The organism is Streptomyces atroolivaceus, from assembly GCF_000717025.1.
Taxonomy (GTDB): Bacteria; Actinomycetota; Actinomycetes; order Streptomycetales; family Streptomycetaceae; genus Streptomyces; species Streptomyces atroolivaceus.
The window spans coordinates 256,033-274,932 of sequence record NZ_JNXG01000007.1; the positions used below are offsets into that span (position 1 = coordinate 256,033).

Sequence of the window (18,900 nt, forward strand, 5' to 3'; positions counted from 1 at the left end):
GGTCAGCACCATGGGACCCACAATACCGAAACGAAACAGTTTCGTACAGTTGATTCCCACCGCATCCGCGCCATGGCCCCCTGCCCAGGACGCCCCGCACGAAACGCCACGCTCCCTGACCTCGGGGGGCATGCGGCGATCAGGGTCTCGCGCCACCACCCGAGGACCGCCGGTCAGGCCGGGACGGGCGTCAGGGCGGCGCAGCAGGAAGGGTCCGCTCCCGGCGGGCGCGCAGCGTGGCGGCGAAGTCCTCGGCGCGCGCCAGCTGGGTCCGAAGTCTGTCGACCTGCTCGCCGGCGGCCTGTTCGTACTCGCGCACGCGCTCCAGCAGGGCCTCGCGCGCGTCCACCCCGAGGCCGGGCTCACGGTCGAGGCGGTCCGTGGCGTCCAGGAGGTCGCGCATCTGGTCGAGGGTGAACCCTAGAGGCTTCATGCGCCGGATGGTCATGAGCCGCTGCACGTCGGTTTCGGCGTACAGCCGGAAACCGCCCCGCGATCGGGCGGAGGGTGTGACGAGACCGGTCTCCTCGTAGTGGCGGATGGTGCGCAGGGACAGTTCGGTCCGCGCGGCGACCTCGCCGATCTGCATGTGCTTGTCGTCCACGCCCGTGGCCCCGACCCTTCTCGTCGCGGTGGGCCGCGTCCCGCACAGCCCGCCCATCCCTACTCTAACGTTAGGGTAGAGTTGATCCCGCCGAGGGCGGCCCGGCTGCCCGCTGCCACGGTTCCGGGGCCGACGACGCCCCCGGCCGGGATCCGATTTCCGCAGGAGTGAGCGTGAGCGAGCGCATGTCGCGGATGACCGTCAGCTGCCTGCCGTGACTCCTCGCTCCCCGGTGTGAGCTGCACGCCCGCACCACGCCCCGGCTCCTCCTCGCCATCGGCCTCAGGCCGGTCCGGACCTTCCGCGGGATGCCGGCCCGGCCCTCCGCCCCCTTCCTCACGCCCCGGCCCGCCGACGGGTGTGCCCGAGCACGACAGGTACCCATCCCCTTGTCTTCTCCCGTCATGACTCCCGCCGCGCGTCTTCGCGGCCTGAAGCCCGACTGGTTCACCGACCCGAAGGTCTGGCGCACAGAGGTACTGGCCGGCCTGGTCGTGGCCCTCGCGCTGATCCCGGAGGCGATCTCCTTCTCGATCATCGCCGGGGTCGACCCGGCGATCGGCCTCTTCGCCTCGTTCACGATGGCCGTCACCATGTCCGTCGTCGGCGGACGCCGCGCGATGATCTCGGCGGCCACCGGTGCGGTCGCGCTCGTCATCGCCCCCCTGAACCGCGAGCACGGCCTGGGCCACCTGGTCGCCGCCGTGATCCTGGCCGGGGTCATCCAGGTCGCCCTTGGCGCACTCGGGGTGGCGAAGCTGATGCGATTCGTCCCGCGCTCGGTGATGGTCGGCTTCGTCAACGCCCTCGCCATCCTGATCTTCATGGCTCAGGTTCCGGAGATGCACGACGTGCCGTGGGCGGTGTATCCGCTGATCATCGGCGGCCTCGCATTGATGATCTTCTTCCCGAAGGTCACGAAGGTGGTCCCGGCCCCTCTGGTCTCCATCGTCGTGCTCACCGTCATCACGCTCGCAGCCGGCATCGCCGTACCCACCGTGGGTGACAAGGGCGAGCTGCCCTCGTCGCTGCCGGTGCCGGGTCTGCCGGACGTGCCGTTCACGACGGACACCCTGACGACGATCGCCCCGTACGCACTGGCCATGGCGCTGGTCGGGCTGATGGAGTCCCTGATGACGGCCAAGCTCGTCGACGACATCACCGACACCCGTTCCTCCAAGACCCGCGAGTCCGTCGGCCAGGGCATCGCCAACATCGTCACCGGCTTCTTCGGCGGCATGGGCGGCTGCGCGATGATCGGCCAGACCATGATCAACGTGAAGGTCTCCGGCGCCCGCACCCGCCTGTCGACGTTCCTGGCGGGCTCGTTCCTGATGGTCCTCTGCATCGTCTTCGGCCCGGTCGTCTCCGACATCCCGATGGCCGCCCTGGTCGCGGTGATGGTGATGGTGTCGTTCGCGACGTTCGACTGGCACTCCATCGCGCCGAAGACACTGAAGCGGATGCCCGCAGGTGAGATCACCGTCATGGTCATCACCGTGGTCGTGGTGGTCGCCACCGGCAACCTCGCCATCGGTGTCGTCGTCGGATCCGTCACCGCCATGGTCGTCTTCGCCAAGCGCGTCGCCCGTCTCGCCGGCGTCACCGCAGTCACCGGCCCCGACGGCACGACCATCGTGTACACCGTGACCGGCGAGCTGTTCTTCGCCTCCTCCAACGACCTCGTCGGCCGGTTCAACTACAACGACGACCCCGACCGGATCGTCATCGACCTGTCCGCCGCTCATATCTGGGACGCCTCCTCCGTGGCCGCCCTCGACGCCGTCGAGACCAAGTACGGACAGCGCGGCAAGACCGTCGAGATCATCGGCCTGAACGACCCCAGCGCCGACCTCCACGGCAAGCTCACCGGCGAACTCACCAGCCACTGACCTCACCGGGCGAACGGCGGTGAACCGTTCGCCCGGACGACCGGTCCGCCTCCCGTCACCTCGGTGTGCCCGGCGCCCGGTTCGCCCGCCGCCTGGCCCAGGACGGCAACTCTCCCGGGCCGGACCCGCGGACGACAGCCCCCCGGGCTTCTCCTGCCATGATCCACATGGCCGAGGGGGCCCCGGGCGGAGCACGTCACTGGCAGGATCCCCCTCGTGTCGTCCTGTCGGCATCCGGCCGTCGAGCGAACAAGGCCGGGCACACTCCTCTTCTCGGTCTGGAGCCCTGTTGAACACGTCACCGGCGAACTCCACATCCGGCCACCCGCACCGCATGGACCCGTCCGGCGGCTGTCCGCACGCGGCCAACGCCCGTCTGTTGTCCCGGGGCGCCGTCACAGCGGTCGTCCTGCCCGGCGAGGTCGAGGGAATGGCGGTACTCGGTCACGACGCTCTCAGGGAATTCCTCGCGCACCCCGATGTCGCCAAGGACGCGAAGCACTTCGCGGCGCTCCGGTCGGGTGCGATCGCCGACGGCTGGCCGTTGAAGACCTTCGCGACGGTGCAGGGGATGACCACCGCCGACGGTGCCGACCACCGCCGGTTGCGCTCCCTGGTGAGCAAGGCGTTCACGGCGCGTCGGGTGGAGGAACTACGGCCGCGTGTCGAGGCGTTGACGACCTCGCTCCTGGACGGTCTCGACCGGGCCGCCACCGCCGGTGACGGTGTCGCCGACCTGCGTGAGCACTTCGCGCTGCCCCTCCCCATGGGCGTCATCTGCGAACTGCTGGGTGTCGACGCCGAGCACCACGACCGGCTGCACCACCTGTCCAACCGCATCGTCGCCACCGACATAGGCCCCGCGGAGGCGGTGGCGGCCAACCGGGAGATGGTGGAGGTGCTCAGCACCGTCGCAGCCGCCCGGACGGACGATCCGGGGGACGACCTCATCAGCGCACTGATCGCGGCCCGGGAGGCGAACGGCGACCGGCTCGGCCCCCACGAACTGATCGGCACCCTGATGCTGACGATCATCGCCGGACACGAGACGACGCTCAATCTGATCACCAACGCCGTACGCGCGCTGTGCGCCCACCGCGATCAGCTCGATCTGGTCCGCTCGGGCGGCGCGAGCTGGGGGGACGTCGTGGAGGAGACCCTTCGCTGGGACAGCCCGGTCAGCTACTTCCCCTTCCGCTACCCGACCCGCGATCTGACGCTCGACGGCACCGTGATCCCCAAGGGGACGCCGGTGCTCGCCGGTTACTCCGCGGCGGGCCGCGACAAGAAGGCCCACGGCCCCGCTGCCGACCGCTTCGACGTCACCCGTGGCGGCGGGACCCGGCACCTCTCACTCGGCCATGGCGCGCACTACTGCATGGGAGCCCCGCTGGCCCGGATGGAGAGCACTGTGGCGCTCTCGCGACTCTTCGCACGGTTCCCCGACCTCGAACTCGCCGTTCCTGAGGCCGAACTGCCGCGCCACGCCTCCTTCGTGGGCAACAGCGTGCAGGCACTGCCGGTGCGTCCGCGCGGCTGAGCCGGAGCCCTCGGCAACCGGCCCTGTTCTGCCGGCCCCCGGAGGCAGAGGCGAACGCGGGCCGTTCTCCGCCTGACTCGAACACCACTTGTGCCCGCCTGCCGGGTCCGGTCTCATCGTCATGGCAGCCCCGATCGCGGTTTGACAACGTTGCCAGAAGGGCCGGCGCAGGGCGCCGCCGTCGTCGCACCACACGAAGGAGTACGCCGATGCGCTCACGCCCCTCCGCCGCCTCACGCCTCTCCCCCGCCTCACGCCTCTCCCCCGCGGCGCGACTGCGGCTCGCGGCCGTGAGCGCCGTCGCCCTGGCCGTCACTCAGGTGCCGCACGCCTCCGCCCACGGATCCGGCGGCCCATGGGTCGCCGCCTGGGGCGCGAGCCAGGTGGCCGGCAGCGAGATCCCCGGCAACAGCTGCCCGGCCGGAAAGGGTCTCGAGAACCAGACGGTCCGCAACGTGCTCTTCGTCAGTGCCGGCGGCGACCGCGTCCGGGTCCGGCTCGCCAACACCTTCGGTACGCGGCCGTTGGACGTGGACCGCGTCACCGTCGCGCTCCAGCGTTCCGGGGCCGCGGCCCTACCCGGCACAGTGCGCACCCTGACCTTCGACGGCCGCAGGGGCACCACGGTCCAGGCCGGCGAGGACCTCTTCAGCGACCCCCTGCCGATGCGCGTGCGGGCTCTGTCCAGCCTCCTGGTCAGCGTGCACGTGGACGCCGCCACGGGCCCGGTGACCAACCATCCGTTCACCGCTCAGGGCAACCATCTCGCCTCCGGGGACGCGGCCGCCGCCACCTCGGGCACCCGGTACTCGGACACCCCCTGCTGGATGCTGGTGAGCGGCGTCGACGTGCGTGGGAGCGCCCGTACGGCCGGCACCGTGGTGACGTTCGGCGACTCCATCACCGACACCGCGAGCACCACCGGCAATGCGAATCAGCGCTACCCCGACCACCTCGCCCGCAGGCTGCAGGACCGGTCGGGGCCGACCCTGTCGGTGGTCAACGCGGGCCTGGGCGGCAACCGCCTCATCGCCGAGCGGGACGGAGAGCCGTACTACGGCCCGTCGGGCGTCTCCCGGGTGGAACGCGACGCACTCGGGCAGAGCGGAGTGAGGGCCGTCATCCTGCAGGAGGGCATCAACGACATCGGATTCAGCGCCTCCGCCGAGGACATCATCGCCGGGTACCGGACGTTCATCGAGAAGGTGCACGCCAGGGGCGTTCCGGTCTACGGCGGCACGCTGCTGCCCTTCCGCGGATCGTTCGTGTGGACCCCGGAACGCCAGGCCACCTGGACCACGGTCAACGACTGGATCAGGCACTCCGGCGCGTTCGACGGGGTGGTCGACTTCGCGGCGGCCACGGCGTCGGCCGGTGACCCCCTCACGATGGACCCCGCCTACGACAGCGGGGACGGACTGCACCCCAACGACGCGGGCACCCGGGCGATGGCCGACGCCGTCGACCTCGGCATGCTGCTCGCCCGCCCCGGGCGGGACGACTCGCCCCGCACCTGACCGCGGGTTCCCGCGGTCAGGTGCGCGCGTGGGCGACGACGCACGCGGGGAAGGGCCCCCAGTCGCGGGGACGGGCGTGCCTCACCCGTCGGACAGCCGCAGCATGACCTTGCCGCTGCCGCCGGCCGGGTCGGCGGCGACCGCCAGGGCCTCCTCCGCGCGTGCCACCGGGAATCGGTGGGTGATCAGCGGGGTCAGGTCCAGGCCCTCCCGCAGGGCGAGCAGGGCGTCCTCCATCTCCTCGACGAACCGGTACGACCCGGTCCACGTGATCTCGCGGGTCACCAGATCGCCGAGGACGGCCGGCGCGGCCGCTCCGGGCAGGTTGCCCACCTGGACGAGCGTGCCGCCCCGCGCGGTGGCCCGCAGCACCGGGCCCAGGGCAGCCGGGGGGCTCCGGACGCCTCGAAGACCACCTCCACGTCCTGCGGCAGGACGTCGCCACGCGCCAGGTCGCGGGTCTCGTCGGCTCCCATGGCGCGGGCGACGGCGAGGGCGGGGGCGGTCAGGTCCGCGGCGATGACCGTGCCCGCTCCGCGGTGCCGTGCGGCGGCCACCACGAGGGAGCCGATCGGCCCGGCGCCGTTGACCAGGACGGTCCGGCCACGCAGGCCGGGGACCCGGCTCCGGTGCGGGAGAGCCTGATCCTTCTGGTCCAGGAAGGCCTGGTGCAGGTCTTCCCGAAGGTCGGGTCGTTCGTCTCCCGCGTGGACCCGGCGCAGGTCGCGGACGCCCAGTTCCTGCGGGAGGCCGTGGAGCTCGCCTCCCTGGACAACCTGCCCTCGCGACTCGATCCGGCCGTCGTCGGCGAGCTGCGGGACAACCTCGAACGCCAGCAGCGCGCGGACCTGGGCCTGGAGGAGTTCTTCGCACTCGACGAGGCGTTCCACCACGGCCTGATGCGCCTGAGCGGTCACGGCGACGTCTGGACCACTGTCGCCGCGGCCAAGGGTCACCTGGACAGGGCGCGGCGGCTCGGTCTGCACGAGAGCGCGTCCCCGGCCGTCTTCACCACCCAGCACCGGGAGATCCTCGAAGCGGTCGTCGGCGGCCAGGCTCCACTGGCCCGCTCCCGGATGCGCGACCACCTGCGGGCGGTCTTCAACGACATCGAACGCGTCCGCGCCCACTCCCCCGAACTGTTCGCCGCGGACCCCTCGGCCGTGCCGGTCCGGCGCAACGTCGTGGTCTGGGAGTGACGGCGCCCCGGCGCCTGCCCGGCCGCCTCCGCACCGGTGCGACATCCCATCCTCCGCTGTGGCGCTCGTCACAGACGCCGCCCCGGCCGCGTCCCGCTGAACGCGCGGGCCCGCCGGTGCGTATCCACTTCCGAGGTCTTGTCACTCCGATGAAGGGAAAACCGGCATGAGCGCATCGCAGGAGAGCCAGGCCCGCTTCGGGCGGCGCTCCGTCGTCGCAGCGGTCGGCGCGGCGGGAGTGGTCGCCGCGCTCACCGCGTGCGGGGGCTCGCAGGACGCCGGAGGTTCCGACACGGTCCGGCCCGAAGAGGGCAAGGACGGGGCGAACGGCGACGCAGCGGCCCTCGCGCGGACAGCCGACATCCCGGAGGGCGGCGGAGTGGTCTTCGCCGACAAGGGTGTCGTGGTGACACAGCCCACGGCCGGCACGTTCAAGGCGTTCTCATCGAAGTGCACCCATCAGGGCTGCGCGGTGAAGGGAATCGTCGACGGCGTCATCAACTGCCCCTGCCACAGCAGTACGTTCGACGCCACGACCGGTGAGGTGACGGGCGGCCCCGCGACCCTGCCACTGCCGGAGAAGCAGATCCGGGTGGAAGGCGGCTCCATCACACTGGTGTGAGGGCCCGGAGAGCGGGCGGGGCCATTGCGTGATCACGGATGAGGCCCCATGATTCCCGGACCGGCCGAACCGCAGGAGAGGCGTCACGTGACCGTTGCCCAGCGCCGTGGCCGTCGGATCATGATGACCGACGCCGAACGGGACACCTACCTCGCGGAACAGCGCACCTGCCGGGTGGCCACGGTCTCCCCGGAGGGCATGCCGCACGTCGGGGCCCTGTGGTTCGTGTGGGACGGCACCTCCGTCTGGCTCTACTCGCTCACCCGGAGCCTGCGCTGGGCTCAGCTCCGGCACGACCCCAGGGTCGCCGTGGTGGTGGACGACGGACAGGAGTACGGCGAGCTCCGGGGCGTGGAACTGTCCGGCGAGGTCTCCTTCGTCGGCGAGATCCCCCGCACGGGCGAGGACTGCGCCGAACTGGAGCACCCGGAAAGGCTGTTCGCGGCGAAGTACCTCGGCCTGGCATCCCTTCCGCACGACGAGCGGCACGCCTGGCTCCGGCTCACGCCACTGGCCGTCAGGTCCTGGGACTTCAGGAAGCTGTCCGGGCCGGCCTAGGGAACCGGGGCGTGCAGAGCCCGGCCCGCGGAGCGCAACGCCTCCACGGCGGCCTGGATCGACGGCCTCCGGTCGGCATCCGTGCGCCACACCGCGTGGACATGGCGCCGCATCGGCTGCCGCACGGGCACCAGGCGCACACCGTCCGGCACCGGACCCCGCCCCAGCCGGGGCGCCACACACACTCCGAATCCGGCTGCGATCAGGGCGAGTTGGGTGTGATGCTCGCCCGCGAGATGCGCGATGCGGGGCTCGATGCCCTTCGACCGCAGGGTGAACATCAGCCAGTCGTAACAGAATTCGCCCTCCGGCCAGGACACCCAGTCGTCCTCGGCGAAGTCCTCGATGTCCACCTCGCGCCGGTCCGCGAGGGCGTGACCGGCGGGCATGGCGATGTCCGGTGCGTCGTCGAGGAGTTCGGCCTTGGCGAGACCGCCCGGAACCGGCAGGCGCTTGTTGCTCCAGTCGAGCACCACGGCGAGATCGGCGTCCCCCCTGAGCACCGCGCGGATGCCGCTCTCCGGCTCCAGCTCCGTCGTGCGCAGCCTGAGTTCGGGGTGCTCCGCGCGGAGTGTGGTGAGAGCCGCGGGGAACAGCCCACGGGCGGCCGTCGGGAAGGCCGCGAGCCGGACCTCGCCCACCACCTGGCCCCGCTGGGCCTCGATGTCGGACTGCGCGATCTGCACCTGCGAAAGGATCTTCGCGGCATGGTCCGCGAGCAGCCGGCCCGCGTCGGTGAGACGGATCCCTCGCCCGTTCTTGGCCAGGAGCTGCTGGCCCACCTCGCGTTCCAGCTTCGCCATCTGCTGGGAGACCGCCGAGGTGGTGACATGGAGGCCGTCGGCCGCCCCGCTCACCGAGCCGTGCCGTGCAAGGGCGTCCAGCGTCCGCAAGCGTTCCAGATTCAACATGTAAGCGATGCTACGCCAAGCAGCGCAAATAATTTCACTTGTCCTACGTGATGCTTCTGGCCATCGTTGACGCATGAGCGCTCCCGCCGCACCGGCGACCCTGACCCCTTCCGACGCCCGCCTGCCCACACCCCCGGCCCGGCGGCGAGCCCTGGACTGGCGTATCCGCTTCGCGGCGCTGTCGCTCATCTGGGGGTTCAGCTTCCTGCTGATCAAGGTCGGCACCCACGGGTTCGCCCCGTTCCAGGTGACCTTCGGCCGACTCCTGTCCGGGGCGGCGGTCCTCGCCGTCGCCATGGCGGTGCGCCGTGAGCGCGTGCCCCGCTCCGGCCGGACCTGGGCCCATCTCCTCGTCGCCGCGTTCTTCCTCAACGCGCTGCCGTTCTCGCTCTTCGCGTACGCCGAACTGACGATCCCGTCCACCCTGGCCGGGATCTGCAACGCGACCTCGCCCCTGTGGGGCATGGCGCTCTCTCTCGTCGCGCTCTCCGAGGACCGGCCGACCCGCCGCCGCGTCGCGGGACTCGGCCTGGGATTCATCGGCGTACTGACGGTACTGGGCGCCTGGCAGGGCTTCTCGGGGCTGGACGCGACCGGGACGGCGATGGCGCTCCTCGCCTCCCTCAGCTATCCGGTCGGCTGGATCTACGTCCGCCGCACCCTGGCGGGAACCGGCTCCTCCACGCTCGCGCTGACCGGCAGCCAGCTCTTCCTCGGCACTATGCAACTGGCCGTGGTCGTACCGCTGTTCACCACAGCTCCGGACAGCTTCCCGTTGCTGCCCACACTCGCCGTGGTGGCCCTCGGAGCGCTCGGGACGGGGCTCGCCGTCCTCCTCCAGTACGGTCTCGTGGAGGAGGTCGGCCCCACGACGGCGCAGATGGTCACCTACTTCATCCCGGTGATCGCCACAGCGGCGGGAGTGACCCTGCTCGGCGAGCAGTTGAGCTGGAACACCCCAGTAGGCGCGCTCGTGGTCCTCGCGGGCGCCGCACTCACCCGGAGCCGGACCCGCGGCTCCGACGGCACGTCCCCGTCGCGCCACGGGCGCCGGACGGCTCAGCCGTAACTGACCGGCCGGGCGGCCGGTGCCGCCGCCGCCACCGCGTCCGCGAGGGGCCCGATGTCGGCGGCGGAGAGCGACGAGACGGTCAGGCGGATGCCCTGGGGCGAGGTCATCCTGAACCGCGCTCCCGGGGCCACCGCCCAGCCCGAGTGCAGCATCCTGGCCACCGCCCCGGTCTCGTCACTCACGGGCACCCACACGTTCATCCCGGTCCGCCCGTACGCCGCGATCCCCCGCTCCCGGAGCGCCCGGACCAGCGCGTCGCGGCGCTCCCCGTACGAGCGGTCCACGACCGCCGCGTCGACGGCCTCCGTCTCCCACAGGTGCGCCACCGTCCGCTGCAGCAGCGCGCTGACCCAGCCGGGTCCGAGACGCTGACGCCCCGTCACCCGGTCCACGGTCAGTCCGTCGCCGGCGAGCACGGCGACCCGCAGGTCGGGGCCGTACGCCTTGGAGACGGAGCGCACGAACGCCCAGCGCTCCGTGACCCCCGCGAGAGGATGCACCGGGAGGTCCACGATGCCGTGGCCGTGGTCGTCCTCGATCAGGAGGACACCGGGATGCTCCGCGAGGACGGACCGCAGCTCGCCCGCCCTTCCGGCACCCACGGTCGCCCCGGTCGGGTTCTGCGCCCGGTCCGTGACCACCAGGGCCCTGACGCCCGCCCGCAGGGCCCGCTCCACGTCGCCGGGCAGAGGGCCCTCTTCGTCCAGCGCCACCGGAACGACGCGCATACCGAGCGCCGGCACGAGATCCAGCAGGGCGCCCCACCCAGGATCCTCGACAGCCACCGCGTCACCGGGTTTGAGGTGTGCCGTGAGCACACGCTCGATCGCGTCGAGGGACCCGGAGGCGACCGCGACCGGCCCGGCGGGCACGCCGTCCGCGTCCAGTCCTGCCCTGGCGAGCTCGGCGAACCGGGGGACCACCGACGCGTCCCCGTAGAGACCCGGCGCCCGGCCGTACGCCTCCGCCGCCGCCGCCAGCGCCTCCCCGAGGCGCGGCAGCAGTGCGGGGTCGGGGTTGCCGTCACCCAGGTCGCGCACGCCCGGCGGCGCCTCCACCCTGAGCGAGCCGCGTGCCGTGCTCGCGGGCCGGGGCCGCACCCGGCTCCCCCGCCGCCCCGCCGTCTCGATCACCCCGCGCTCACGGAGGGTCCGGTACGCGGCGGCCACCGTATTGGGATTGACGCCGAGCAGGGCCGCCAACTCCCGCATGGGCGGCAGGACATGACCGGGCGGGAGATCCCCCGAGGCGACCCCGCGCTCCACACTCGCGGCGATGTCGGAGGCACGCCGTCCACTGATCCGATACTCTCCTAGCACAAAAAATAGTATGCACTAGTGCAATGGAGTACGCACATGCCGGACACCTCCACGCCCGACAGCACCGGCCTCCCCCGGATCCCCGCCTACGAGCCGACGGAGCGCACGGTTCCGAGCCGTGCCAGGCAGCGCGCCTCGTACGACCACGAGACGGTCCACTCGATACTCGACGCCGCTTACCTCTGCCATCTGGGCTTCATCCGCGACGGCGCACCCGTCGTCCTCCCGACCCTCTTCGGCAGGGTCGGCGAGCGGCTGTACGTGCACGGCTCGACCGGATCGCGCCCGATGCGGGCGACGGGCGCGGCAAATCCGGGCCTCGCCGTCTGCCTGACCGTGACGCATGTGGACGGCCTGGTGCTGGCCCGTTCCGCCTTCCACCACTCGATGAACTACCGCTCCGTGGTGGTCCACGGCACCGCCCGGACGGTGACCGATCCGGAGGAACGCCGCCTCGCGCTCGACGCCATCGTCGACCAGGTCGTGCCGGGCAGGTCGCAGGACTCCCGGCCCGCCGACGCGAAGGAGCTCGCCGCGACCGCGGTGATCCGCCTCGACCTCGACGAGGTCTCGGCGAAGATCCGCACCGGGGGCCCGAACGACGACCCGGAGGACCTCTCGCTGCCGTACTGGGCGGGCGTGGTCCCGCTGACGCACGGATACGCGGCACCGGAACCGTCCGGCGACCTGGACCCCGCCGTCCAGGTGCCGGACTACCTCACCGCGCTCTGAACCGGCCTCCGCGGCCCGCCGCCCACGCCCTCCCCCACAGTGGGTCAGGCCACCACCGCGGCCCGGCGGCGGGCCGCCGCCGCGCCGCGCGTCTCCGCGACGGCGAGCCCCGCCACGGCGGCGAGCAGGAGCAGCGTGCCGAGGACAGTGGCGGAGGTGAGCCGCTCCCCCAGCACCGTCACCGCGATGACCGCGGCGCTCACCGGCTCGAGCAGCATGATCACGGACACGGTCGCCGACCGTACCGCCGCGGCTCCCGCGAAGTAGAGCGCGTACGCGAGCGCGGTCGGCACCGCCGCCACGTAGACGAGCAGCCACAGCACGTGGCCCGTCTCGGCGGTGTGCGGCACGAGACCTTCGGCCGCGGCCATGGGCAGCAGTCCCACGGCACCGATACCGAACGCCCAGGCGCTGGTGGAGAGGGAGTCGCCCGCCGCACCGTCCCGCCCGAGCCACCGGGTCAGCAGCGTGATCGCCGCGTACCCCGCGGCGGACAGCAGGGCAAGCAGCAGTCCGGCGGGCCGCACTTCCGCCGGCTCACCGCCGAGCACCAGCACGGCGAGACCGGTGATGGCACCCACCACAGCGACGAGCCCGCCCCTGCCCAGCCGCTCCCCCATGGTCAGCCGCGCGCCGACCGCGATGAGAACGGGGCCCGCGCCCAGCGTGACCACGGTTCCGACGGCGAGTCCCGTTGACCCGACCGCCGCGAAGTACGCGCTCTGGAACACGGTGAGACCGATGCCGGTCCCCAGGATGCGCAGCAGCCTCCGACGGCGCGGCTCGGGGACGGTACGCGGGCGGCGGGGACGCAGCGCGAGTGCCCCGGCCAGCAGGACGAGGCCGCCGACGCAGCGCCAGAACGACAGGGCGAGAGGCCCGAGATCACTGATCAGGAAGAGCAGCGAGGCGGCCGCGCCCGCCGTACCCCAGGCGATACCGGCGACGACGAGATAGACCAGGCTCCGCCCGACGGGCAGCCCGGGAACAGGGTGGGACACGTGACACTCCAGAAGAAGGGGGTGGTGGTCGCTCGGCTCCGCGCGCGGGCAGCGACGAACCGCTCGGGGCGCACCCGAGCCCGGTCTTCGTCCGGAGTGGCCGCCTCGCGCTAGGCGGCTGGAGGCGGAAGTACGGTCTGGAGCATGATCGACACCCTACGACGGGGCGGGAGGGCGGGACAACTCACCCTCCGTGGCCGCCTCGGGCGCGCCCGCCGTCCCGGCGGTCGGCACAGCCGGCCCCGACGCCACCGGCCCTGACGGCGGCTTGGGTGCGGACGACTGCGCGATGAAGGCTCCGAGCAGCACCACCCCGCCGCCCACGAGTTGCGGCGCGGAGAGGTGTTCCCCCAGCAGGAACCAGGCCAGCACGGTCGCGATGACCGCCTCGAGGCAGGCGACGACGCCCGCGACCTGGGGCGAGAGCAGCCGTACCGAGACCACACCGGTGAGGTAGGCCAGCACGGTGGCGAGCAGCACGATCCAGCCCAGCAGCAGCCACGCCGGGACGCCGCGCCCGTCCATGTCCGCGCTCCCGCCGAGCACCGCCCAGTCCATGCCCCACGGCCTGGCCACCACCGTGAGCACCGCCGCACCGGCCAGCAGCCCGTACGCGATCACGCCCACGGGGTGCGGAGGTTCGGCACCGGCCGTGTCCCCGTGACCGGCACCCTGGTCCGACAGGACGAAGTAACCCACCTGACAGCAGGCCGCGCCGAGGGCGAGCAGCAGCCCGACCGCGTCGAAGCTCAGACCGGCCCAGACCTCGACGACGCAGGCGAGTCCGCCCACCGCCAGCACCACACCGGCCGCGGCGGCTCGGGTCACGGGCCGCCGCTGGACGAAGCGCACCCAGCCGAGGACGAGTGCGGGCGCCAGATACTCGACGAGGAGGGCCACGCCGACCGGGATGCGCGAGATCGAGGCGAAGTAGAAGGCCTGTACCCCGGCCACGGCGAACAGCCCGAAACCTGCCAGCAGCACGGGCCTTTCCCGCACCAGATTCCGGTGCCGCCAGGCAACCGGCAGCATGACGAGGGCAGCGCCGGCCACCCGTAGCCACACCACGTGCAGCGGGTCGAGACCCGCCTCGATCAGCGGCTTGGCCGCAACCCCTGAACCACCGAATGCGAAGGCCGAGGCAAGGGCCAGGCCCAGACCGGCGCTTCTCCTCTGAGACGCGTGCATCGGCACATCATGGCAGCAGGCGTCAGCAGCGTCACCCTGGTCACACCTGTCCGCCACGTGTTCATGATCACCGCACCGAGCCCTTACAGGCCGTCCGGTCCGCCGCACGGACGGCCAGCCGCTCGACTGTGACCCCGGCCCGTTCCAGTACCTCGACCGCGCGGCACCGCGAATCGGCGACCAGCGCGGCCAGCAGATCGAGGCCGTCCGCGTGGAGCTCCCCTCGCAGGAGCGCGCTGCGGGCGGCACGGTCCAGCGCGGCTGCCGCCGAGGGCGACCACCCCTCGCCGACGGATTCCCGTACGGCCGGAAGAGCGCCTGTATCCTCCTGGCTCCCCTGCCAGCGAAGGCCGTAACCGATGGTGCGCTGCACGAGGTATCCGAGCACCCTGGCCAGCTGGGGCCCACCGTCGAAGACCTCCCGGACCTCGGGGTCGGATTCGACGAGGGAGTGCAGGAGATGAGCCGTATCGACATGACGGTCGCCGTCGCGCACGGCCCTCCTGCGGGCACCCGTCACCACACGGGTCATGGTGGCGCTCAGCCCGTCACCGGGCCACGGGGGGTTCGGCGGGGTTTGTTCGGGGGTCCCTGACGTCCGGAATTGCACCCCTCCACCCCATCAGCCCAGCGGGGTGAAATCATCCCCGGAACGGCCCATCCGTCATCCCGCGCAAGGCGGGGACCGCTGACGTGTTCCTCATCCCTGCGGATGAGATCAAGCCATCGCCGCCCGCACCGCATGGACGGCGCACAGAAGAAGGGCCCCGGGACCGGGGCCCTTCCCGCCCGGCGCGCACCGCACGGCTCAGTGCTCGTCGGCAAGAATCAGGTACAGCTTCTTACGCGCGTCGTTGATGACCATGAGGGCCTTCTGCCGCTGATCGGCCGAGCCGGTCTTCCAGACCTGGCCGAACGCCTCCATCAGACCGAAGCCGGCCTGCCGGATCTCGTTGACTCCCTCCCAGTCCACACCTCGCCCCGCTTCCTCCCAAGGGGCGTCAGGGCCGGACTCGGCCTCACTGCGGCCCAGGTCGGTGAGGGTGAACAGCTTCTTGCCGCCCTCGCTGGCGCTGGTGATCAGCCCCTCGTCCTCCAGCAGCTGGAGAGTGGGATACACCGAGCCGGGACTGGGCTTCCAGGCCCCTCCGCTGCGCTCGCCGATCTCCTGGATCATCTCGTAACCGTGCATCGAGCGGTCCTTGAGCAGCGCGAGGATCGACGCGCGCACGTCGCCGCGCCTGGCCCTCCCCCGGCCGCCGCCCCGGCCGCGTCCACCGCCGAAGGGCCCGCCCCCGAAGGGCGGCCCGAACGGCCCGAAAGCGGCTCGTCCACTTTCGGAGTCTCCCCAGCCGGCACCCCGGCGCCCGGGACCGCATCCGTGATCGCTTCCATGTGAACGCATGACTGCGCTCCCTTCATCGTCGTCGGCACGCGACCCGTTCTCGTACTGTCGCGATGCCTCAACGATATATCGGAAGCTATCGCCCTGCAAGGCTCCCCCTCGGAGCGCGCGGTGAACGGATCAGGGCGGCGCTCGGTCACCTCTACGGCAGATCAGTGATGACCGGGGTGCGCGGAGCAGGACACCCGCTCCATCCGGCGGCCTTCGTGCCGGATGCCGGCGAGAGCGTGGGATGGCCGGGCAGGGCGTCACCGCAGCTCCCGGCCACGATCGTTCTGAACCCGACGGCTCGACCAGCCTGCACCCCCCGACTGCCGGCTCCTTTGCTCACCGACAGACACACGGCTGTGGCCCGGGGGCGCCGTCAGCCGCGGTTTCGTGTCATGCCCGCGGGGGGCGGTAACGCGCGCCCCACCGTCCACGGATCGGGGCAACTGCCGGGAAAGCGGTGTCCGCAGCCCCGCGTGGCACCGTCGAGCGGGACCCGCCGGTCCTCGTCCGCTCCCGCGAACGGCCTCGTGCGGGCATCGCCTTCCCGGTGCCACTCCGTGAGGTCCGTGGGCGGTCTCCCGTGCCTCATCGGGCCTTCTGAACCCTCGTCATCCGGGCCCGCCGACACCCCCGGCTACGACGGCCAGACGACTTCCCCGTCACGCACCACCAGCGACTCGGCCTCGCAGGATTCATGGAAACGGATCCACCCCAGCCGCACGGTTCCGTCCGCGAGCCGGTGCGCGTCGCCGGCTCCGGCCGCGAGCCAGCTGAGCAGGGCGCCGGTTTCCTCGAACTGATCGGGGTGAATCTCCTGCCGACTGGCCAGAGCCCACGCACCCCGCCCGGTGTCCTTCCTGCGCAGCAGTACCGAGACGAGCGCACCGCCTGCCTTCAGCGCCTCACCCTGCCGGCCCAGAAGGGGCTCAGGACGGTCCTCGACGAGGAGATTCCCGTGATCGTCCTCCACCACGAACGGAAACCCGGTCACGATGCTGAGGGTCTCCGGTTCGGGGCCCAGTCCGAGATGCCAGCGGAGCTCTGCGAGCTCCGCCTCGGACAAGTCGTCGCGCAGGTCCAGAGTCAGCGTCAGTTCGAAGATGTCAGCCATGGCCGCACACGCTAACGCCGACGTCGGCGGTCAGGACGACGTCGGTGCGGGTGACGGTGCTGCAGGGGAAGCAGAAGGACTTCCTCCGTCCAGACAGGTCAGCGACATCACGATCGGCGCCTGGATGCCCTGTGCCGACTCCCCCGGGAGACTCGCAATGACCGTCCAGTTGCTCTTCACGAGGATCAGTGACTCGCTGCCCATGTCGGGGCCGGTCTTCCAGCCGTGCTCGGAACGGGCCCGCGCGAAGGCCGCCTTCAGGTCGGCTTCCGCCGTCTCGGGCGCGTGCCGTCCCATGAGCCGTTCGGAGCACCTGCCCTGACCGTTCGAGGGTTCTCTCTCCACCGTGATGCCATCCGCCGCCAGTACCGACGTCATCTCCGACACCACCGTGTCCGCGGGCAGCGGCGGGCCCGTGAAACGCGGAGGCAGTGGCCCGAGGTCCCGCAGCGGAGGGGCGCAGGCCGTGACCGTCGTCGTCATCAGTGCCGCCATGACCAGGGCTGCCGTGGCACCGCGCCTCTGTCGCCGTCGCACCGTGGTGTCCGTCTTCTCTGTTGTCCGCACGGCCGGACAGTCTCCCATTCCGCTGAAGTCGACAGGCCACCGGCATCGGACACCTGGGCCGCCGGACGCTCCCGTCGACGCCTGTCCCGGTGAACAGGACTGCGCGCGGATGACCGCGCACCCCGCCCGCCGGCTTCGTCCGGGCCGCCCGGTACGGCAGTGGGCGACGGAGCATCTCCCGGGTTCACCCGGCGCCCAACGAGCCGATGTGGGCGAGCACGGTACCGGCGCCGTCCTCCGCGGCGATGTGGGGGGCGAGTCCGGCCGCACGGCGGCGGTGTGAAGGCTCGGACAGGCAGGCCGTGAGGGCGGCGCCGAGGGTCTCAGCGGTGAGGTCCTCGAACGGCAACGGCCGGGGAGCGACTCCCAGCTGGTGCAGCCGGGACGCCCAGAACGGCTGGTCGTACATGACGGGTACCGGGAGGGCGGGTACTCCGGCCCGCAGGCCGGCCGCTGTGGTACCCGCCCCGGCGTGGTGGACGACGGCAGCGGTGCGAGGGAACAGCCAGTCGTGCGGGAGGTCGCCGATGGCCAGCACGTCGTCGCCGCAACCGCCCAGTTCGGCCCACCCCGCCTGCACCACCGCGCGTACGCCCGCGCGTTCCACTGCCGCGGCCACCAGCGCACTGAGCCGTTCGCCCTGCCCCGACGCCATACTGCCGAACCCGATGAAAACCGGAGGCGGACCGGCCTGGAGGAAGTCGACGAGCTCGGCCGGGGGTTGCCAGTGTGACGGCCGCGCCGGCCACCAGTAGCCCGCCACTTCGGCCCCGGACGGCCAGTCCGCGGGGCGCGGCACCACCAGCGGGCTGAAGCCGTGGAAGACCGGCCCGTTGTCCCCGGGTGCCGGCGACACGCCGGCCGGCGGCCCGAGGCGGACGCGCAACCGGGCCGCCGCGCCTGCGAAGAGGCCTTCCGCGCGCCTCAGCACCTCCCGGCCCGCGGCGAGGTTGTCCTCCGGCCCCAGGCCGTCGGTGGTCTGTGCGCCGGGCAGGGGGAACTGGTCGGTGGCGAACGCCGGTGTGAGGTAGGTGCCGATGACGGGGACGCCGAACGCCTCGCCGGCGGCCCGGCTGAGCGGTGCCGGCCCGAAAGCGGTGAGCACCAGGTCGGTTCCGCCTGCCACGGCCTCCGCGACCCCGTCGGCGAGCCCGTCCGCATACGCCCTTGTCAGTGCCCTGGCCTCCTCTCGCGACGCCGCCCGGGACCAGGCCCGCAACAGGTCCTGCGGGTCCCCCGGCACAGGCCGGTGGTCGAGACCGCACCCTTCGACGAGTGCGGCGAAGGACGGGTGAGCGGCCACGACGACCTGATGGCCGGCGCCGAACAGGCGCCGCCCGAGACCCGTGAAGGGCGCGACATCGCCCCGTGAACCGGCCGTGATGATCAGAATGCGCATGGCGCGATTCTCGTCGGCGGACGCCGCCCGGTCACCGTCGTCGGCCGAGAGGATCCTCGACCACCGTGGCGTGTGCCGTCGTTGCCTGTCGACACGCAACACCTGCACGCTCTCGGCTCCGCGGCCGATCCGGCCCGGTGAGCGGCCGCCGGCTCACCGACAGCGGTGGACGAGAACCGTCGACTCCGACATCCGGCAGGACCTGACCGTGGCCGGGCCCGCCCTCCCGGCCGCGTGTGGTCCGGCGGCCGGCGCACCGCTCTAAGCTCGCC

The 18,900-nt window shown here is 72.0% G+C and carries 19 protein-coding genes; 8 read left to right on the forward strand and 11 right to left on the reverse strand.

Features of this window, described 5'->3' with window-relative positions; translation table 11 throughout:
• Nucleotides 1-190: 190 nt before the first annotated feature.
• Complete coding sequence (locus tag OO67_RS17250; RefSeq protein ID WP_208861032.1) at nucleotides 191-604, reverse strand: MerR family transcriptional regulator; 414 nt, start codon at nucleotides 602-604, stop codon at nucleotides 191-193.
• Between the two features lie 404 nt (nucleotides 605-1,008).
• Between OO67_RS17250 and OO67_RS17255 the strand changes: the two genes are divergently transcribed.
• From OO67_RS17255 to OO67_RS17265, 3 genes are all read left to right on the forward strand, one after another.
• On the forward strand, nucleotides 1,009-2,496 hold the full coding sequence (locus OO67_RS17255) for a SulP family inorganic anion transporter (protein WP_033301188.1): 1,488 nt from the start codon (nucleotides 1,009-1,011) through the stop codon (nucleotides 2,494-2,496).
• Nucleotides 2,497-2,830: 334 nt separating this feature from the next.
• The gene (locus tag OO67_RS17260; RefSeq protein ID WP_208861037.1) at nucleotides 2,831-4,036 is read left to right on the forward strand and encodes a cytochrome P450 family protein; all 1,206 of its coding nucleotides are present in this window, start codon (nucleotides 2,831-2,833) and stop codon (nucleotides 4,034-4,036) included.
• A 209-nt stretch (nucleotides 4,037-4,245) separates the two neighbouring features.
• Complete coding sequence (locus OO67_RS17265; RefSeq protein WP_051709493.1) at nucleotides 4,246-5,553, forward strand: SGNH/GDSL hydrolase family protein; 1,308 nt, start codon at nucleotides 4,246-4,248, stop codon at nucleotides 5,551-5,553.
• A gap of 81 nt (nucleotides 5,554-5,634) precedes the next feature.
• Here the strand turns inward: OO67_RS17265 and OO67_RS39320 are convergent, their stop codons facing one another.
• Nucleotides 5,635-5,925 (reverse strand): MDR/zinc-dependent alcohol dehydrogenase-like family protein, encoded by a 291-nt coding sequence (locus OO67_RS39320; protein ID WP_208861033.1) that lies wholly within the window; start codon nucleotides 5,923-5,925, stop codon nucleotides 5,635-5,637.
• 257 nt (nucleotides 5,926-6,182) lie between these two features.
• Here OO67_RS39320 and OO67_RS17275 point away from each other — a divergent pair, with 257 nt between their 5' ends.
• From OO67_RS17275 to OO67_RS17285, 3 genes are all read left to right on the forward strand, one after another.
• Nucleotides 6,183-6,752: a GntR family transcriptional regulator gene (locus tag OO67_RS17275; RefSeq protein WP_244300243.1), complete on the forward strand. Its 570-nt coding sequence runs from the start codon at nucleotides 6,183-6,185 to the stop codon at nucleotides 6,750-6,752.
• Between the two features lie 166 nt (nucleotides 6,753-6,918).
• The gene (locus OO67_RS17280) at nucleotides 6,919-7,374 is read left to right on the forward strand and encodes a Rieske (2Fe-2S) protein (protein WP_033301192.1); all 456 of its coding nucleotides are present in this window, start codon (nucleotides 6,919-6,921) and stop codon (nucleotides 7,372-7,374) included.
• Nucleotides 7,375-7,461: 87 nt separating this feature from the next.
• Nucleotides 7,462-7,932: a pyridoxamine 5'-phosphate oxidase family protein gene (locus OO67_RS17285; protein WP_106972764.1), complete on the forward strand. Its 471-nt coding sequence runs from the start codon at nucleotides 7,462-7,464 to the stop codon at nucleotides 7,930-7,932.
• On the opposite strand, the gene OO67_RS17290 is transcribed toward OO67_RS17285, so the two are convergent.
• Nucleotides 7,929-8,843, reverse strand: a complete 915-nt coding sequence (locus tag OO67_RS17290) for a LysR family transcriptional regulator (protein ID WP_033301194.1) — start codon at nucleotides 8,841-8,843, stop codon at nucleotides 7,929-7,931. The genes OO67_RS17285 and OO67_RS17290 overlap by 4 nt on opposite strands.
• A gap of 73 nt (nucleotides 8,844-8,916) precedes the next feature.
• Between OO67_RS17290 and OO67_RS17295 the strand changes: the two genes are divergently transcribed.
• Nucleotides 8,917-9,912: a DMT family transporter gene (locus OO67_RS17295; protein WP_078598032.1), complete on the forward strand. Its 996-nt coding sequence runs from the start codon at nucleotides 8,917-8,919 to the stop codon at nucleotides 9,910-9,912.
• Here the strand turns inward: OO67_RS17295 and OO67_RS17300 are convergent.
• A complete protein-coding gene (locus OO67_RS17300) occupies nucleotides 9,903-11,234 on the reverse strand; it encodes an aminotransferase class I/II-fold pyridoxal phosphate-dependent enzyme (RefSeq protein WP_078598034.1) in 1,332 nt (443 codons plus the stop codon). The two genes, OO67_RS17295 and OO67_RS17300, sit on opposite strands and share 10 nt — an antisense overlap.
• A 36-nt stretch (nucleotides 11,235-11,270) precedes the next feature.
• Here OO67_RS17300 and OO67_RS17305 point away from each other — a divergent pair, with 36 nt between their 5' ends.
• Nucleotides 11,271-11,966: a pyridoxamine 5'-phosphate oxidase family protein gene (locus OO67_RS17305; RefSeq protein ID WP_033301196.1), complete on the forward strand. Its 696-nt coding sequence runs from the start codon at nucleotides 11,271-11,273 to the stop codon at nucleotides 11,964-11,966.
• A gap of 44 nt (nucleotides 11,967-12,010) precedes the next feature.
• Here the strand turns inward: OO67_RS17305 and OO67_RS17310 are convergent, their stop codons facing one another.
• From OO67_RS17310 to OO67_RS17340, 7 genes are all read right to left on the reverse strand, one after another.
• Nucleotides 12,011-12,967, reverse strand: coding sequence for a DMT family transporter (locus OO67_RS17310; RefSeq protein ID WP_033301198.1), 957 nt, complete (start codon nucleotides 12,965-12,967; stop codon nucleotides 12,011-12,013).
• Nucleotides 12,968-13,123: 156 nt separating this feature from the next.
• Nucleotides 13,124-14,155 (reverse strand): EamA family transporter, encoded by a 1,032-nt coding sequence (locus OO67_RS17315; protein WP_033301199.1) that lies wholly within the window; start codon nucleotides 14,153-14,155, stop codon nucleotides 13,124-13,126.
• A 67-nt stretch (nucleotides 14,156-14,222) separates the two neighbouring features.
• The gene (locus OO67_RS17320; RefSeq protein ID WP_208861034.1) at nucleotides 14,223-14,765 is read right to left on the reverse strand and encodes a Clp protease N-terminal domain-containing protein; all 543 of its coding nucleotides are present in this window, start codon (nucleotides 14,763-14,765) and stop codon (nucleotides 14,223-14,225) included.
• A gap of 198 nt (nucleotides 14,766-14,963) precedes the next feature.
• The gene (locus tag OO67_RS17325; protein ID WP_078598036.1) at nucleotides 14,964-15,560 is read right to left on the reverse strand and encodes a PadR family transcriptional regulator; all 597 of its coding nucleotides are present in this window, start codon (nucleotides 15,558-15,560) and stop codon (nucleotides 14,964-14,966) included.
• Nucleotides 15,561-16,185: 625 nt separating this feature from the next.
• On the reverse strand, nucleotides 16,186-16,662 hold the full coding sequence (locus tag OO67_RS17330) for a hypothetical protein (protein ID WP_033301202.1): 477 nt from the start codon (nucleotides 16,660-16,662) through the stop codon (nucleotides 16,186-16,188).
• A 30-nt stretch (nucleotides 16,663-16,692) separates the two neighbouring features.
• Nucleotides 16,693-17,229, reverse strand: coding sequence for a hypothetical protein (locus OO67_RS17335; RefSeq protein ID WP_244300244.1), 537 nt, complete (start codon nucleotides 17,227-17,229; stop codon nucleotides 16,693-16,695).
• Between the two features lie 184 nt (nucleotides 17,230-17,413).
• The gene (locus tag OO67_RS17340; protein WP_033301205.1) at nucleotides 17,414-18,628 is read right to left on the reverse strand and encodes a glycosyltransferase; all 1,215 of its coding nucleotides are present in this window, start codon (nucleotides 18,626-18,628) and stop codon (nucleotides 17,414-17,416) included.
• Nucleotides 18,629-18,900: the final 272 nt, after the last annotated feature.

What these genes read in the sequence shown, in the direction of transcription:
- OO67_RS17255 (WP_033301188.1), top strand. Translation starts at nt 1,009, where the DNA reads ATGACTCCCGCCGCGCGTCTTCGCGGCCTGAAGCCCGACTGGTTCACC.
- OO67_RS17260 (WP_208861037.1), top strand. Translation starts at nt 2,831, where the DNA reads ATGGACCCGTCCGGCGGCTGTCCGCACGCGGCCAACGCCCGTCTGTTG.
- OO67_RS17265 (WP_051709493.1), top strand. Translation starts at nt 4,246, where the DNA reads ATGCGCTCACGCCCCTCCGCCGCCTCACGCCTCTCCCCCGCCTCACGC.
- OO67_RS17280 (WP_033301192.1), top strand. Translation starts at nt 6,919, where the DNA reads ATGAGCGCATCGCAGGAGAGCCAGGCCCGCTTCGGGCGGCGCTCCGTC.
- OO67_RS17290 (WP_033301194.1), bottom strand. Translation starts at nt 8,843, where the DNA reads ATGTTGAATCTGGAACGCTTGCGGACGCTGGACGCCCTTGCACGGCAC.
- OO67_RS17295 (WP_078598032.1), top strand. Translation starts at nt 8,917, where the DNA reads ATGAGCGCTCCCGCCGCACCGGCGACCCTGACCCCTTCCGACGCCCGC.
- OO67_RS17305 (WP_033301196.1), top strand. Translation starts at nt 11,271, where the DNA reads ATGCCGGACACCTCCACGCCCGACAGCACCGGCCTCCCCCGGATCCCC.
- OO67_RS17315 (WP_033301199.1), bottom strand. Translation starts at nt 14,155, where the DNA reads ATGCACGCGTCTCAGAGGAGAAGCGCCGGTCTGGGCCTGGCCCTTGCC.
- OO67_RS17325 (WP_078598036.1), bottom strand. Translation starts at nt 15,560, where the DNA reads ATGCGTTCACATGGAAGCGATCACGGATGCGGTCCCGGGCGCCGGGGT.
- OO67_RS17330 (WP_033301202.1), bottom strand. Translation starts at nt 16,662, where the DNA reads ATGGCTGACATCTTCGAACTGACGCTGACTCTGGACCTGCGCGACGAC.
- OO67_RS17340 (WP_033301205.1), bottom strand. Translation starts at nt 18,628, where the DNA reads ATGCGCATTCTGATCATCACGGCCGGTTCACGGGGCGATGTCGCGCCC.